This is a genomic window from Desulfococcus multivorans (assembly GCF_001854245.1).
Classification (GTDB): domain Bacteria; phylum Desulfobacterota; class Desulfobacteria; order Desulfobacterales; family Desulfococcaceae; genus Desulfococcus; species Desulfococcus multivorans.
The window spans coordinates 2,695,088-2,710,249 of the sequence record NZ_CP015381.1 but is presented as its reverse complement, the minus strand read 5'-3'; the positions used below and the strand labels follow the sequence as shown (position 1 = coordinate 2,710,249).

Genomic DNA, 15,162 nt, shown 5'->3' with positions numbered 1-15,162 from the left:
ATGATCAGTAAAGAACTGAGTGCTACGCTCGGATTTGCAGTAAGGGAAGCCAAACGAAGACGCCATGATCATGTTTGCGTGGAGCACGTCCTTTACGCGATCCTGCACGATGATTTCGGGATAGAGATTATTCGGAACTGCGGCGGGAATATCGAGAATCTGAAAAACCAACTCACCCAATTTTTCGATGAGCGTCTTGAAAGCGTTCCGGAGGGTAAGGAATATGTCTTTCAGCAGACTGCCGGTTTCCAACGGGTAATTCAACGGGCTGTGAATCACGCACGTTCCGCGGAAAAGCCGGAGGTGGACGTGGGGGATATTCTGGCGTCCATCTTTCAGGAAAAGGAGTCCCATGCCGCTTATTTTATGAATGCCGAGGGCATCACGCGCCTGGATGTACTGAACTACATTTCCCACGAAACCCCCAGGGAGACCTACGAAGCATCGAATTCACCCGAGCAGGAAGATGAGACCCGGTCCAAAAGCCGACAGGGCGACATGCTTTCGGCCTTTACGACGGAACTGGTTCAAAAGGCCGCGGAGGGAAAGATCGATCCGCTTATCGGTCGTGAAGCGGAACTCGAACGTACGGTTCAGGTTCTCTGCCGCCGCCGGAAGAACAACCCGGTCTTTGTTGGGGAACCGGGGGTCGGGAAGACCGCGCTGGCTGAAGGCCTGGCCATCATGGTCCACGAGAAGCGAATCCCGGACCTGCTCAAGGACGTGAGGATTTATGCTTTGGACCTGGGAGCGATGCTCGCCGGAACAAAATTCCGGGGGGATTTCGAAAAACGACTCAAAGGGGTAATCACGGCGCTCAAGGATAAGAAGAACGCCATCCTCTTCATCGATGAAATTCACACGATTGTCGGCGCCGGGGCCACCTCCGGCGGCTCCATGGACGCCTCCAACATCATGAAGCCCTTTCTGGCCAGCGGAGAGATTCGGTGCATCGGCTCCACCACTTACGAGGAATACCAGAACCACCTGGAAAAGGACCGGGCCCTTTCACGCCGGTTTGAAAAAATCGAGGTGCCGGAGCCGTCAGCGGCCGAGACCTACAAAATCCTGAAGGGGTTGAAGAGCTATTACGAGGATCATCATGACATCGTTTACACCGATCCGGCCCTGAAGGCGGCCGCAGAACTTTCGGCCAAGTACATCAATGATCGTTTCCTGCCGGACAAGGCCATCGACGTCATCGATGAAACCGGGGCTTTCATCCGTCTGACCGGCGGTGCCAACCGGAAGAAGATCCATGCGTCCGATATCGAGAAGATCGTGGCTAAAATCGCCAGGATTCCCACCCAGAGCGTTTCGGTTACGGACAGGAGCCGGCTGGAACATCTGGCCGAAAGCCTGAAGGGTGTTGTATTCGGCCAGGATGACGCTATCGGATCCCTGGTCACCGCCATCAAGCGGTCCCGCGCCGGCTTGGGAAACCCCGACCACCCGGTCGGATCGTTCCTGTTTACCGGGCCTACCGGGGTCGGGAAGACCGAGGTGGCCCGTCAGGTATCGACCAGTCTGGGGGTCAAATTTCTCCGGTTCGACATGAGCGAGTACATGGAGAAGCACGCCGTGGCTCGCCTTATCGGCGCTCCTCCGGGATACATCGGTTTCGACCAGGGCGGACTCCTGACCGACGGGGTCCGGAAACATCCTCACAGCGTCCTGTTGTTCGACGAGATCGAAAAGGCACACCCCGACCTCTTCAACATTTTGCTGCAGGTTCTGGATTATGCTACACTTACCGACAACAGCGGCAAGAAGGCGGACTTCAGAAACGTCATCATCATTATGACCTCCAACGCCGGTGCAAGGGAGATGAGCACTCAAACCATCGGATTCGGGGATGCCCGGCAGGATGTAAAGCGCAAGGGGCAGAAAGCCATCGAGAGATATTTCAGCCCGGAATTTCGAAACCGACTCGACGGCATCATTAACTTTAATGCCCTCGATATCGGTATCATGGAGCGGATAGTGGATAAATTCATCCGGGAGTTGAATCTCCAGCTTTCGACCAAGAAGGTGGTGCTTTCCATTACGGATGAGGTCCGGACCTGGCTGGCGAAAAAGGGGTATGATCCACGATACGGCGCCAGACCCCTGGGCCGCGTTATCCAGACCGAAATCAAGGATCGGTTGTCGGATGAAATCCTGTTCGGGCAGCTGGAAAAAGGCGGCAGCGTGTCCGCTCAACTGGCGGACGGGCGTATCGCTTTCGTTATCAACGCGTCTTCGGACGCTCGTGGGGCCGATCTTCGGCAAAAGAGGGCGTGACGGACTGACGGACCATGCCGGTTTTTGAATTATCCGATAAACTGGGATTTCCCCCGCCGCATCTGGCGGAGCGGGAAGGTCTGTTGGCCGTGGGGGGAGATCTGAGTCTTCCACGGCTGATATTGGCCTACAAAAAGGGGATATTCCCCTGGTATTCCGAATATGATCCCATTATATGGTGGTCTCCGGATCCGAGACTGGTGCTCTATCCCGACCGGATGAACGTTTCAAAAAGTCTCAAAAAGATTCTGAAGCAGGGCCGCTTCCAGATCACCCTCGACCTGGCCTTTGACCGGGTCATCCGGGAGTGTGCAGTGGTGCGAACCGAGGCCGGACAGGGGACATGGCTGGTGGAAGAGATGATCCAGGCGTACATCCTGCTTCATCAGGCGGGATACGCCCATTCCGTGGAAGCCTGGTCCGATGGAAAGCTAGCCGGGGGACTTTACGGCGTTTCTTTAGGCGCCTGTTTTTTCGGTGAATCGATGTTCACCCGTGTCAGCAATGCATCCAAGGCGGCCTTTGTCACGCTGGTGCGTCAGCTCAAAAAATGGGAGTTCGATATGATTGACTGCCAGGTCCGTACCGACCATCTGGTTCGACTTGGGGCGGAGGAGATCCCGAGAAAAATATTTCTGAAAAGCCTCGAAAAATGCCTCGCGGTCAAAACCCGGCGGGGGAGGTGGCGTTTTGATGATGCAACACCTGCCTTCGACAATGAACATCGAAGCCAAGGAGTTGTGGAATTATGAATTAAGCATGCCTGTTTTGCAGGATTGCCGGCGGCGATACCGACACGGACTTTCTGTTTGAGAACGCATCGGTTGTGGTCTTCAGGGATATTCATCCCCATGCGCCGGTCCATCTGTTGATCGTGCCTAAAAAGCATATCCGCAGCATCAACGATGTGGTGGCCGAAGACCAATCGCTTTTGGGGGAAATGATCGCGGTGGCCCGTGATATGGCCGCCAGGGAGGGGCTATCCGCATCAGGTTACAAGCTTCTGTTCAATGTCGAACGCGGCGGGGGACAGGTCATTTTTCATCTTCATCTGCATCTTCTGGGCGGCTGGAATCGATAGGGGATCCAAATGAAAGGATATTGGTATTCGCGCCCGCGAATGACGGTACGGCTGAAAACCGTTCTTTGCGGCCTGCTGCTTGGCGTCTGTCTTTCCTGCGGTCAGGAAACCCGTCCGCCCGACAGTCCCGCAGTTCCGGAAAGTTTCACATTTTTCGAGGTCGGCGCCAACACACCGCTCACCGACGGTCTGCGGTCGGATCTCAGGGGCAAGCTCGGCAAAGAGAGCATTTCGGGCCGCAACGTGATGAATCTCGAGATCAACTACTCCGGCTTTCTTCGGGAGCATTTTCCCGATCTCGACATCCTCAACCGGGAGTTGAACGGCTCCGGCGGTATTCGTGTCGAGCACGATACAGTGACCCTCATGTATCGGCACATGTCAAAGCAGGTCACTCCCTTTGATTTCGTTGAGCTCATATTTGACGCCAATACCCGGAAACCTCTCGTTATCCGCATCCGGGCCGGCAGAGACGAAGTCGATATCCTGGATACCCTGAAGGACCGCTATGGGGAGCCGAAAGCCATTGCCTGGGGAGACGGCGGGGCCCGGGCCTACTCCTGGGATAAAAACGGAGATGTTCTGATTCTGTCGGCGGCGCTGAACCCGGTGGGTCGGCGGGAGTTCAGCATCAGTATGTATTACGTCAACAGTATCAAGGCGATGGCGAAGCGTGAAAAAGCAGCGCGTCGCCAGGAGCGGCAAGGGGAAGACAGCGTTGTAAAGGACGCATTTTCCAAGGTGTTTCAAGGGCTTCCACATGCCGTTTTGTCGCCTTCGGCCGGGCCGGCCGTTACAGGATCCCGCGGCGTGATCACAATATGATTCCACGGAGCCGCCGGAAGGCGGAATGACATGGCGATCCGTAGCATTGCTGCCGGCCTCCTGACGGCCCAGACCATTGCCGTCGTTCATGTTCGGATCTCCAACATCGATCATTACGAAAAGGTCAAATCCCTTCTGGATGCCGGCTTTGTGGCGGTGCCGTCGTCCGCCGTCGCCGAATCTCTGAAAGACTGGCATACCGCTTTTTACGGCGGGGTGTTCTTTACCTTAACCCTGGGCCTGGGGCTTACTTTTCTGTCCCTTCCCGCCGTTGGGTGGTGGCATCGGAACCGGAACCTTTCGGTCCGCTGGAGTCTCATCCTCTTGTGGACCGGTCTGATCGGGGTGATGAATTCCAACGGTGTCTCGGCGGCAGCCACCGCCTATGCCGTCTTGATTCCCGCAGCGGTCTTCGCCGCGTCGATCCGGGATAAACGGGGCCGGGGCAGCACTGTACGGGGCGTCGGAGCAATCCATCTCCTGGGAATCCTCGTTCTGGGCGGGATAATGCTGTTGAAGGCCGACACCGCCGTCTTCTCCGCCGTGCGGGATCGTCTTCTCCTCACCAATCCCATCGGTATCGGCGTCAATAATTTCTACTACCGGTATACCCTCTATCCTGCCCAGGCCTTCAAGTCCCTCAATCAGGAACTCATCCGAACCTGGCGTGCCACAGACCTTCGCGGTAACCCGACGATCGCTCGTCTGAGACCGACCCTCGCCCGACTGGACTGGCTGGAAATCGGTGAAGGGGGGCCTCATGACATGGTGGTGCGAATCGATGGGGAACGCCTGTCGTTGTATCGTCAGGGAAAAACGATCCTCGGGGTTCCCGCCGGGGAATTCCTTGCTCGCCCCGGATTGACGCTGAAGGATTTCTCAGCCGAGACGGACCGTGACGTCGGTTTGAGGCGGATCACTTTTGCGTCCCTCACGGCGATCTGTCTGCTCACCATTTATGGTGGTGTCTATTTCCCCGTTCACTGCCTCGCCGGAAGACGCTTGGGACCGATTGGAACGGCTGCGGCGAGTGTTTTTGTCGCCTTGGCCGCAGGCAGTCTTGTGCTGTCCTGGACCTCGGGGACGATCGAAAAGAAGGCGGCAGGCAAGGCGGCGTTGAAAGCATTCCTTCATGCCGATGACGCCGCGTTGCGGATCAAGGGCCTGATCCGTCTTTGCCGTGAAAAGCGGGATATACAAGGGCTTGCGGATCCTCGAGGGATGGCGCGTGGTGAGGACCCCATGGAACGTTACTGGCTGGCAAGGTCCCTCGCTTTCGCGCGGAGCCCCGACACCTTTACCGTTCTCGTGGATCTTCTGGACGATCCCCAGGTCAATGTCGCCTACCAGGCCTGCCGTTCATTAGGGCGGAGAGGCGATCGACGCGCCGTCGCCCCTCTCCTCTCGGTAATCCACCGCTCCCGTGAGTGGTATGTCCAGCTCCATGCCTACAGAGCCTTGAAGAGATTGGGATGGCATCAGAACGTATTCAACTGAGATCTTTGGGAGCGGCGGTTGCCGCCGTTGTCGGCATCGAAATTCTGATGTGGTGGTCCATTGAATCGGACCGTATCAACCCGATGGCGGCCCTCGGTTGGGGACGGATCGCCGAGATTGTCGCTTTCACGCTTGTCCTTCGGGTCTGGAGGGGCGGACTTGACGAGATCGGTATGCGGAAGGGTTCGATATTGCCGGGTCTTCTTCAGGGTCTGGTCTGGTCCGCCGTCGCCGGCGGGATGGCGGGGTGTGCTTTATTTGTCTTGCCGGGTCTGGGGATCGATCCCCTGGAATGGCTTCCCGTCCGGCTTCTCCGGGAAACGGACGACCGCATCACCCTTTTTGTGGTCGGTGGGCTCATCGGGCCTGTTGCCGAGGAAATCTTCTTTCGGGGAATCCTATATGGCTATCTGAGGCGTTGGGGGGTGGTTATGGCCACGGGTATCAGTACTGCCGCTTTTGTTCTCCTCCATTCCTCCCCGGGTGTTGTTCAGGCGGTCGGCGGCATCCTGTTTGCTGCGGCCTATGAGGCAAAAGGTCGTCTGACGGCCCCCATAACGCTCCACGTGTTGGGTAACACGGCGCTGTTTTTCTTGTCGCTTATGGTTTGCGGAGCCCGTCACCCGTAGCGAAAAGCTTCCACGGGATTGTACCGGGCTGCCCGGCGGGCGGGGTAGAGGGTCGACACGTAACAGACGGCCAGGGTCGACAAGACGATAACGATTACGTCCAGGAATTCGAGACTCACCGGAAGGGTCGTGAAAAAGTAGACATCCTTTGGCAACTCGATAAAATGATAGCGTTTCAGGACGCCCGAGAGAATGAATCCGCCGATGGTGCCCAAAAGGGTGCCCACCGTTCCGATGGCCATCCCCTTGTACACGAAAATCTTTCGAATGCTGCGATCTGTTGCCCCCATGGCCTTCAGTATGGCGATATCTCCAGTTTTTCCCATGACCATCATGATGAGTGTGCTTGCGATGTTAAAGGCCGCCACCAGAACGATCAGCGCGAGAATGATGAACATCACCGTCTTCTGAAGCTTCAGGGCCGAAAAGATGTTTCGGTTCATGCGCATCCAGTCCTGGCCCCAATATTCGTGACCGAGGCTTTCGGCCGCACGCTGCGATATCTCTCCGGCCCGATAGATGTCGTTGACCCGGATTTCAATGCCGGAGACGGCATCCTGCACCTGCAATATTCTCTGTACATCGGAGAGGGTCGCATAGGCCATGCCTTTGTCGAACTCGTAAAGTCCGGATTCGAAGGTGTCGACGACCTGAAATTGCCGAACGGTGGGTAGTTTTGCAATGCCGCCGCCGGGAATAATGAGTGAGACCCGTTTTCCCGGAGCCACGCCCAGAAGGTTCGCCAGTTCCTTGCCCAAAACGATTCCCGGAACGGCTTTTCCGGATTGGCCGGTATGGTTCAGGGCATCCAGCGCTTTTCGATCCAGGCTGCGGATTACCGTTCCGGCGGTAGCGGGATCGATTCCCCTGAGGACGACGCCGGTGACGGCCGAAGCCGATCGCAGCATGACCTGGGTAAAGATATAGGGGGTTGCCGCCGTGACGTCCGGTGTCTGCCGGAGCTTCTGCAATGTCTGGGAGTAGTTCGTAAACTCCCCGCCGTGCCGGAGGATGACGGCATGGGCGGTGATCCCCAACATGCGGGAGCGAAGCTCGGATTCGGCTCCCGACATGACGGCGATGACCACGATCATCACCATAACGCCCACGGCCACCCCTGCGGTGGAGAGGAAGGTGATCAGAGAGATGAATGTCTGCTTCTTCCGGGTTATCAGATATCGATTCCCGATGAAATATTCAAAAGCCATGAGGCGTCATACCCGATCGTCGTGGGTCATTGGCTATGCTTTGTCCCGGACAGCAGTTTTTCCAGACCGTCTCTGGCAAAGTCGATGGACGAATCAAGAGAAAGGGCCATCTGAAAATAGAAGATCGCCTGTTCCGTATTCCCCATATCCCGATAGTTGACGGCGATGTTGGCATAATCGATGGCGGAGCCGGGGTCGATACGCAAGACCGCCTTGAAGCTTTCGATGGCCTGTTCGTGCTGTTTCAGCTTGAAATGGCAGAAGCCCTTGAGATTGTAAAGGTCGGTGCGCGTCGGATCGCGTCGAATTCCCTTTTCCAGAACGGTCAGCGCGTCCTGATAACGTTCAAGATCTTTCAGACACACCCCCATGAAAGAGTAGATGCTGGGGACATCCTGTGGTTCGGGATTCAAGTCGAGAGACTTCTGAAAACAGGTCAGTGCGGTTTCGGTTTCACCCATCTCGAGATAGGCGGTTCCAAGATAGAACTGAATGTAGTATTTGTCCGGGAGCCGGTGTTCGACCTCCATGAGGGTCATGATCGCCACCGGCGCGGGGTTCTTTTCGGCGATGAGCTTCGCGCAGAACATTCCGACACTTCCCCCTTCGGCCCGCTCTCTGAAATGGGCGCCGGGGATAATGGTGTAGAAAGCCGGGATTCCCAGTTTTTCATGGGTGACGTCGACGGCGAGGACGTTCATATCGTGACGGGAAAGCGCTGAGAGAAGGTTCAGAATCTCGATTTTGAGGTTGTTGTGGGAGAGGTCGGGAAGTGCGTCGATGGTAAGCGTCGCCTCCGGTCGGGTAATGTACCGGGCCTCGTCGATGTCCGTGAACTTGGGCAGCCCGCTCGCCAGAAAATTGGATCCCGAATTGAAGTCTCCCCCCAGCTGAGCGGTTTCGCTCAGCGCCCGACACAGGGCCTTCTGGGGATTGGGCGTAGTCCCGGCGGTCCAGACGATCTCGCTTTTTTCCGGGAAGGTTTCGGGATCCCAGGCCAGGACTCCCACAGTGGGGATGCCCGTGTCGAGGCTGAAATCCGAAAGATGGATCCGAACTCCGGCTCGTTTGAACTTTTCGATCATCTCCCGGACGACCGGGTCGGATACGGAATCGGGCTGAATACCGGGGACGTTGAGACGACCCCGGCTCACCACCGATGAAACATGACGCTCCACCACCTCGCAGATCCCCTGGTTGAGGGCTTCCTCCACGCAGTTTCCCGCGCAGGCGCCGTTGAATTCGTTGATGGTGAAAAACCAGTCAAAGGGGATGAGGATCGGTTTGTCCTCGGTGAGGCTGTAACCCCGGGCCCACCGGAGGGGGAGCGACTCGAAGATTTTCCGGGCCTGGTCTCGATCCTCGGAGGTGTCGTGGACGGAGCGCGCCACCGCTTTGAATGAAAGGGCGCGATCCTTGAGATTCTCGCAGGTATCGATGATGAAATTCCCAGGGTTGTGATAGTAGCTGAAGAAGCTGAACCGCTCGCCAAGTTCCATCACCGCGCTGGCCTCGGCCTGCTCGGGCGTCGCCCCCTTTCCCATTTGTTTTCGAGTGCCGGTGACCGTTTCGGCGTCGGGACCGCAGTAGCTCATGTAGACCGGAATCCCCAGGCGGCCGTTGTCGATGCGAACGACCTCATCCAGGATGTGAAGATTCAGTTGTGCTATCCTGTCCTTGAACCGCCTTACGGTTTCTTCCGGCGGCAGCGTTTTATCCAGGTCATGGGTTGACTGCTTGAAGACGTCGTTTAATACAAGTTTATCGGTCATGCTTTTCTCCATTAGGATACTACGATTTCATAATCATTTATCATGCACATTTTTCAGGGAATAAAACAAGTATTTTTTAATTTGACACGCCCATCGGCTTCTGGTATAGACACCTACTCATGTTGTGGGGATGTAGCTCAGTTGGGAGAGCGCAGCGTTCGCAATGCTGAGGTCAGGGGTTCGATCCCCCTCATCTCCATTCCACGACTATAACGCCTTGATTTAATGATCAAAGGCGTTTTTTGTTTTGGTAAAACGTCCTGCCTTGCACCAATCGTCTACACTGGTGTTACATTATGTTTAGTCGTCTCAACGGATAGACAGACGTCAGAAGAGGTGGGTCGAAAGGGCGAACTCGAAACATGACCTTCCAATCTTTAGCCCCCAGATCAGCCTGTATTTTATGGTGTCAACTTTCAACTTCCGTTAGGCTCACCGGCCTTTTTAGGCTGAAGACTGAAGGGGCATAGACGCACTTTTCGTCACAAACTCAACCCTGTAGCCTTCATCCCTATAGTTTCAACGGTCCGGACTGCTTGAGCGTGGGCGTGTTTCCGGGCCGCCCGGAACACGCTTCAGCGGGACTTGACAAAAGTGCGCAGAGCGCGGGTTCTTTCCTGCCGGCATCGGCTCATGAACACCGAAAGTCGAATTGATAATATCTAACGACGCCGTGTTTACGGCTGCATGACCTGAAAGGAATGGATTTCCTTGAATACCTGTGCACCTGCGGTGATGGTGACGGAAAAGATATAGGCGCCGGGCGATGCATCGGGGGGGATCTGGATATAGGCGTTCACGCCCCATGTGCCCGGAACGAAATGATGAGAGGTGGTGTCCCTGAGTACAACCCTGCCGTTGTGGATCACCTGCCGGAGGATAGTGCCGCGGAGGTCTTCCGGAGTGCAGGAGGCATAGACAAAGCGGGTCAGGATCTGTTCCCCCGGGACCATCTTATAGGGTCTGAAAAAGGTTTCCTTCAAGTAAACCGAAGTCGTGTTTTTACAGGAATATTGCTTTCTTGTTTCTTCATAGGTGGCGACAAGGTGCTCCCCTGGTTTGTAGGTCCACTTGTAGGTCTCGATTTGCGCCTTGAGCAAGGCTCTCTGGCAGGCCGTCAGTGACAGCAGCGCCAGAAACAAGATTGCCCATCGGATTATTTGATGATGTGCCATCCGTCATTTACTCCTTCAGGGGGTTCAGCAGTTTCCTTGCCGGGTCTTCTATTTTCGGCTTGCCCGGTTCTTGCCTTCGAATCGACTTCGCTTGCCGACGACGTTTCTTCCAGGGGTCCGTCGGTCGTCTGGTGCGTGTTGCCGGGTCGTTTCAGCGCTTCGTTTGCCGGCGACTTTTTTTCCAGGGGTTCGTCGGTCGTGTGGTGCGTGTTGTCGGGTCGTTTCAGCGCTTCGCTTGCCGGCGACTTCTTTTCCAGGGGTCCATCGGCCGTGTGGTGCGTGTTGCCGGGTCGTTTCGACGTTTCGCTTTCGATGCTTTTCATCGGTGTCGTCTCCGAAGGGGCGTCCGGCTCTGAATTCAGTATGGGTGAAGCTGGAGATGGTGACCGACCCTCAGTTTCCTCGGGAACGAACGATTCCCGCGGGAGGGAGGATGTTGCCGTATGATCCCGGTTCTTTTCCGCTGGAGGACTTTCCGGGGCTGCCTTTTGAAGCGGCGATGCATCAGGCAGCTCTGTCTCGTCATCCATTGTCACGGGCAAAGGATCGGCGGTATGGATCCGGTCGGCAGGCGAGGAGATCTCTGGAGTGCTGTAGCCGCGCGAGTCTTGCTTCCGGGAATCCCCAAAGAAGAGAAGACGGAGTAGGATTCCGATCAGAACAATTCCCGTTCCCATGAGGAGGTAGAAACTTTTCCGCTCGAAACGCCCCAGGAAAAGACGGGCTTCCCTTCTTTGTTCGATGGAGACAACGTCATTTTCTCCGTCGATTGATTTCCGCTCTGAAAGTGGATCATCTTGATTCGAAAACGGCTTGCCGGAAAGCATGTCGACGCCACTCTCGCCGTCATCGCTGAACTCCAGCAAGGCGATCGAGAGTTCTTCCGCGGATTGAAATCTGTCCCCGGGATTTTTAGAGAGGGTTTTCATGATGAGGCGGCAGAGGCCCCTCGGGAGGGTTGGCGTAATGGCCCCAGGGTCGTGCGGGACCTCCTCCATATGCGCTTTGATGACCTCGAACCGCGATTTGCCGTGGAAGGGCACCTGTCCCGTGAGCATCTGATACAGCGTAATGCCTAAAGAATAGATGTCCGATGCAGCATCGACCGTTTCACCTCGGAGCTGCTCAGGAGACATGTACCACAGCGATTCCAGACGCATCCCCATCAGGGAGATTCCTTTTTCCCCGAAGACCTTGGTGATCCCGAAGTTCTTCACTTTGATGTTTCCGTCTCCGATGATCAGGATGTCGGCCGGCTTTAAATGTCGGTGATAGATGCCGCGCTTGTTCATGAAAGCCATGGCGTTCAAGATCTTCAACGTTATCCGGAGGGATTCCGACAGGTTCAGGGAGCCCGTCTGGTTGAGCCGTTTTTCCAGGCTCTCCCCCTGGATATATTCAGTGACCAGATAGATCCCCTGGTTGTCTTTCAGGTATTTCAGGACATTGACGACGTTGGGATGAAACAGGCCGGCTTGTCGATTGGCCTGGTGCAGAATCCGGTCCCGCATGGCCAGGTTCGCGCACAATTCGCGTGAGAGCACCTTGATGGCGACCAGTTGCTCGGTTTTGGAATGAACGGCTTGGTAAACCATTCCGATATCACCCTGACCAAGGAGACTGAGAATATTATAGGGGCCGATTTGTTGACCAATCATCGTTCATGCGTTCCGCGTTGGTGGAGTGACCGAACCTGCCTGAAAGCCGCTTTCTTTCCATAATGATAATTCACATTCTCAACTTTCATGGGCCGTATCCTCCCGGCACCGCTTTCCGGTCACCGTCATGAAAGTCGAAGGCTGCGTCACATTGTTTAACTTCCGGCATTCTCCATAGACCGGTGCGGCAGGGGACGGCCCGCACACCTGGTGGTTTCGTTCAAGTGCTGCTGAAGTCTGGTTCGGGCAGCCCGGAAACCGGCCCTGGCTCAAACCTTCCGGGCCGTTGAGACTAAGGGCTGAAGAGGTGCACCTGTGGCGAATGGCGTGTTTATGTCCCTTCAGCCTTCAGTCTCTATCCAGTCACCATAACGAAAGCCGAAAGTTTCGTTATCAATAATGATGCACTCGTAAAAAGCCGGATGCGGGAAATCGGCACGTCCGGTTTGACGAGGGGCAGGGGTGCACTCCCTGTTCCACATATTATTAATAATAGCACTGTTCCTCAAAAAAATCTCGACGAATTTCTTGCCGTGGGGTGGTCAAGTCAGTTTGATGATGGGGGTGATGTTACCGGAAAATCGAAGTTGGATGACTATGGTTCGGGGCTGGTCGAGGCAGGGGCTGGATATTTTTCGATAAACTTTTTTTCGGATTCGGCCAGACCAATCAACAGAAGTTCGTCGCCGGGCTCGAGAATGATGGTGGGGTCGGGGTTGATGATCAGATCTTCCCCTCGTTTCACGGCCACAACACTGCATTGGGTGTTCTCTCGGACCTGAATGTCCAAAAGAGCCTTGTTCTCCAGTTTCGGGTTCAGGGCGGTTCGAAATACGTTGAGGCCCTCGGACAGCATCAGAATCTTTTGCGGATGCAGCAGGTTCAGAATGGTGGCGGTGACCAGGGAACTGTAAGACATTACCAGGTTGGCGCCGGCCCGGTGAAGGGTGTTGATGTTCCGATCCAGGCTGGCGCGGCTGATGATCTGAACATCCGGGCGAAGCCGTCGGCAATAGATGGTCAGGTAGATGTTCAGGTTGTCGTCATGGGTGGTGATGATCACCGAAGGGGTTTCATGAATGCTTGCCTTGACCAGGGTTTCCAGGTCGGCGGCGCTTCCCTGGATGAAGTGGGGGTCCTGGGCGGCGATGCCGGTTTTCTTTTCTACGACCCGGTAGTCGATGTCCCTGGCTTTCAGCGTATTTGCCACTGCCATGCCGACACGTCCGCCGCCCAGCACCACTACAGGTCCCGAGTTGAGTTGTTTCTCCCGGCCGCCGCCGATGGATCTGTCAAACCGATCCAGTTGCGCTTCGGTCCCGGCCAGCACCAACACCGTCGATTCCCCGATGAGGGACTGAGGGCCCGGGATACGGAATTGCCCTTCTTCCCAGATGCCCACCACCGTCACCCCCGTCACCTCTCGAAGACGGCTTTCAGCCAGGCTTTTTCCCTGTAACCATGTTCGCATGACCGGCGCTTCCGCGATGAGCAGCTGATCGAATCTGCCGACGACATTGGCTTTCATGCTCACCCCGTGGACGCGACGAGCCAGGGCCTGCCCCAACATTTTGGTGAACTGAAGAACATGGGTGCTGCCGGCCATCTCCAGGATATCCAGGGAGTCGTCCGCGTCGGCGTTGGTCACGGTGACCACGTTGGCGTTCGCTTCCCGGATGGTGAAAATGATGTTGGTGCTGGCGACGTCGTCGTTCAGCACGATCACCATTGCGGCGCGGTCGATATTGAGACGGTGGTAAGTCTGAGGATCATCGAGGTCCCCCACCACCACCGCGTACCCTTGGTCGTGGAGATCGAGTGCTTTCTGAAGCTCGGCGGTCAGAATGACGTAGTTGATGCCGTATTGGCCGAGCTTCTGAATCAAGTTTACGGCGACGGCATCAAAATAAGTGAAGATTAAATGACCGGAAAGGCTCTCGGCCACCGCTCGCGGCGCGCGCGCTTTGTTTTGTTCATCCAGCCATGGGGCGTAAAAAAACTGGATGAAGGTAAAGGGCAGTATGATGAGAAGAAAAATAATCCCGCTCAGCAGCACCACGACAGAAAAGAATTTACCGATGTCACTGCTGAAGGTGATGTCGCCGAACCCCAGGGTCGACATGGTTGTCAGGGTCCAATACAGACCGGTTATCCAGGAATACCGACGTCCCTCGTAAAGCATGAGCACGTGGAACAGAACGGTGTAAAGAGCGAAAAAAAGAATCAGCACCATGGAGAACCGGATCAGTAGACGCATGTTGCTTTTTCGCCGGCTGAGCTGCATCAGTAAAGCCAGCTGAGTGGTCATGGTCTTCATCTTGTTCGCTCCAGACGTTCGGCTGGATGAATCCAATCCTTCCGACAATAGACGGCGACGACATCATGATGATGCGGTTACATGATGTAGGCCAGCGCGCTGCGGTAGCTCTGATCCAGGTTCTTGGCGGCGCCTTCGACGCTTTCCTTGAGTCGCAGCCAGTTGTCGTCGGATTTTTTGATTTCTTTCATTTGCATCTCGATAAAATTTCGGTTCTCGATAATGGCATCGATCAAGGTTTGAAGTGCCTGCCGGCGTTCGGGCTTGGCGGAATTCACCTCGGCAACCAATTCCTCCAGTCTGTCGGCCCACTTCTGGAGGGTTTGTTCTACTTCTCTGACATACTCTTTTTGGGAAATCGTCATGTCTTCTCTCCTTCATTTGAAGATATAAGATATACGGTTGGGTTCTGATAGCGCTGCCGCAACCCCCTTATGCAATTGAGAAGAAAATAATCACGACAAATGCCGATAACAACACAGGTGTCGATCAATTTCAAGAATATCTCATAATTACCATATCTCGAATTGTTCGGCAAGCGGATTTACATTGCGCGACGTGCCGGTCGGTGACGAATGTCTGCAGGAGACGATGGCGACCCGTCAATATCCCTGTTCAGTCGCATTCACCTGCTGATTCGAGTACGGAGTACATTATGGATGTGACGAGAAGGCATTCACAGGGACGCCTCGGAAAGCATGAAGCCGGATACCGGCA

At 55.4% G+C, this 15,162-nt stretch carries 12 protein-coding genes and 1 tRNA gene; 7 read left to right on the top strand and 6 right to left on the bottom strand.

Annotation, left to right across the window (positions count from 1 at the left end; genetic code table 11):
• Genes clpA through dmul_RS11840 form a run of 6 tightly spaced genes read left to right on the top strand, consistent with a single transcriptional unit; the run spans position 1 to position 6,315 of the window.
• Positions 1-2,283: an ATP-dependent Clp protease ATP-binding subunit ClpA gene (gene clpA, locus dmul_RS11865; RefSeq protein ID WP_020875225.1), complete on the top strand. Its 2,283-nt coding sequence runs from the start codon at positions 1-3 to the stop codon at positions 2,281-2,283.
• Between the two features lie 14 nt (positions 2,284-2,297).
• On the top strand, positions 2,298-3,035 hold the full coding sequence (gene aat, locus dmul_RS11860) for a leucyl/phenylalanyl-tRNA--protein transferase (protein ID WP_020875224.1): 738 nt from the start codon (positions 2,298-2,300) through the stop codon (positions 3,033-3,035).
• Between the two features lie 11 nt (positions 3,036-3,046).
• On the top strand, positions 3,047-3,364 hold the full coding sequence (locus dmul_RS11855) for an HIT domain-containing protein (protein ID WP_257785919.1): 318 nt from the start codon (positions 3,047-3,049) through the stop codon (positions 3,362-3,364).
• A 9-nt stretch (positions 3,365-3,373) separates the two neighbouring features.
• Complete coding sequence (locus dmul_RS11850) at positions 3,374-4,189, top strand: hypothetical protein (protein ID WP_020875222.1); 816 nt, start codon at positions 3,374-3,376, stop codon at positions 4,187-4,189.
• A gap of 30 nt (positions 4,190-4,219) precedes the next feature.
• Positions 4,220-5,686: a HEAT repeat domain-containing protein gene (locus tag dmul_RS11845; protein WP_020875221.1), complete on the top strand. Its 1,467-nt coding sequence runs from the start codon at positions 4,220-4,222 to the stop codon at positions 5,684-5,686.
• Positions 5,662-6,315 carry a CPBP family intramembrane glutamic endopeptidase gene (locus tag dmul_RS11840; protein WP_020875220.1) on the top strand — a complete coding sequence of 218 codons (654 nt, stop codon included), beginning with the start codon at positions 5,662-5,664 and terminating at the stop codon, positions 6,313-6,315. Before dmul_RS11845 ends, dmul_RS11840 begins: the two co-directional genes overlap by 25 nt.
• Here the strand turns inward: dmul_RS11840 and dmul_RS11835 are convergent.
• Together dmul_RS11835 and dmul_RS11830 are read right to left on the bottom strand one after the other, a co-directional pair.
• Entirely contained in the window at positions 6,306-7,523 is a 1,218-nt protein-coding gene (locus tag dmul_RS11835) for a lipoprotein-releasing ABC transporter permease subunit (protein ID WP_020875219.1), read from the bottom strand. The two genes, dmul_RS11840 and dmul_RS11835, sit on opposite strands and share 10 nt — an antisense overlap.
• Before the next feature lie 26 nt (positions 7,524-7,549).
• Positions 7,550-9,295, bottom strand: a complete 1,746-nt coding sequence (locus dmul_RS11830) for a YcaO-like family protein (RefSeq protein ID WP_020875218.1) — start codon at positions 9,293-9,295, stop codon at positions 7,550-7,552.
• Positions 9,296-9,421: 126 nt separating this feature from the next.
• Between dmul_RS11830 and dmul_RS11825 the strand changes: the two genes are divergently transcribed.
• Positions 9,422-9,494: transfer RNA gene (locus dmul_RS11825), tRNA-Ala, on the top strand.
• Between the two features lie 478 nt (positions 9,495-9,972).
• Here dmul_RS11825 and dmul_RS11820 read toward each other — a convergent pair.
• From dmul_RS11820 to dmul_RS11805, 4 genes are all read right to left on the bottom strand, one after another.
• Positions 9,973-10,470: a hypothetical protein gene (locus dmul_RS11820; protein ID WP_020875217.1), complete on the bottom strand. Its 498-nt coding sequence runs from the start codon at positions 10,468-10,470 to the stop codon at positions 9,973-9,975.
• Entirely contained in the window at positions 10,452-12,128 is a 1,677-nt protein-coding gene (locus dmul_RS11815) for a protein kinase domain-containing protein (RefSeq protein ID WP_020875216.1), read from the bottom strand. Before dmul_RS11815 ends, dmul_RS11820 begins: the two co-directional genes overlap by 19 nt.
• Before the next feature lie 595 nt (positions 12,129-12,723).
• Positions 12,724-14,445 carry a potassium channel family protein gene (locus dmul_RS11810; protein WP_020875215.1) on the bottom strand — a complete coding sequence of 574 codons (1,722 nt, stop codon included), beginning with the start codon at positions 14,443-14,445 and terminating at the stop codon, positions 12,724-12,726.
• A 77-nt stretch (positions 14,446-14,522) separates the two neighbouring features.
• Positions 14,523-14,810 carry a sll1863 family stress response protein gene (locus dmul_RS11805; RefSeq protein ID WP_020875214.1) on the bottom strand — a complete coding sequence of 96 codons (288 nt, stop codon included), beginning with the start codon at positions 14,808-14,810 and terminating at the stop codon, positions 14,523-14,525.
• Positions 14,811-15,162: the final 352 nt, after the last annotated feature.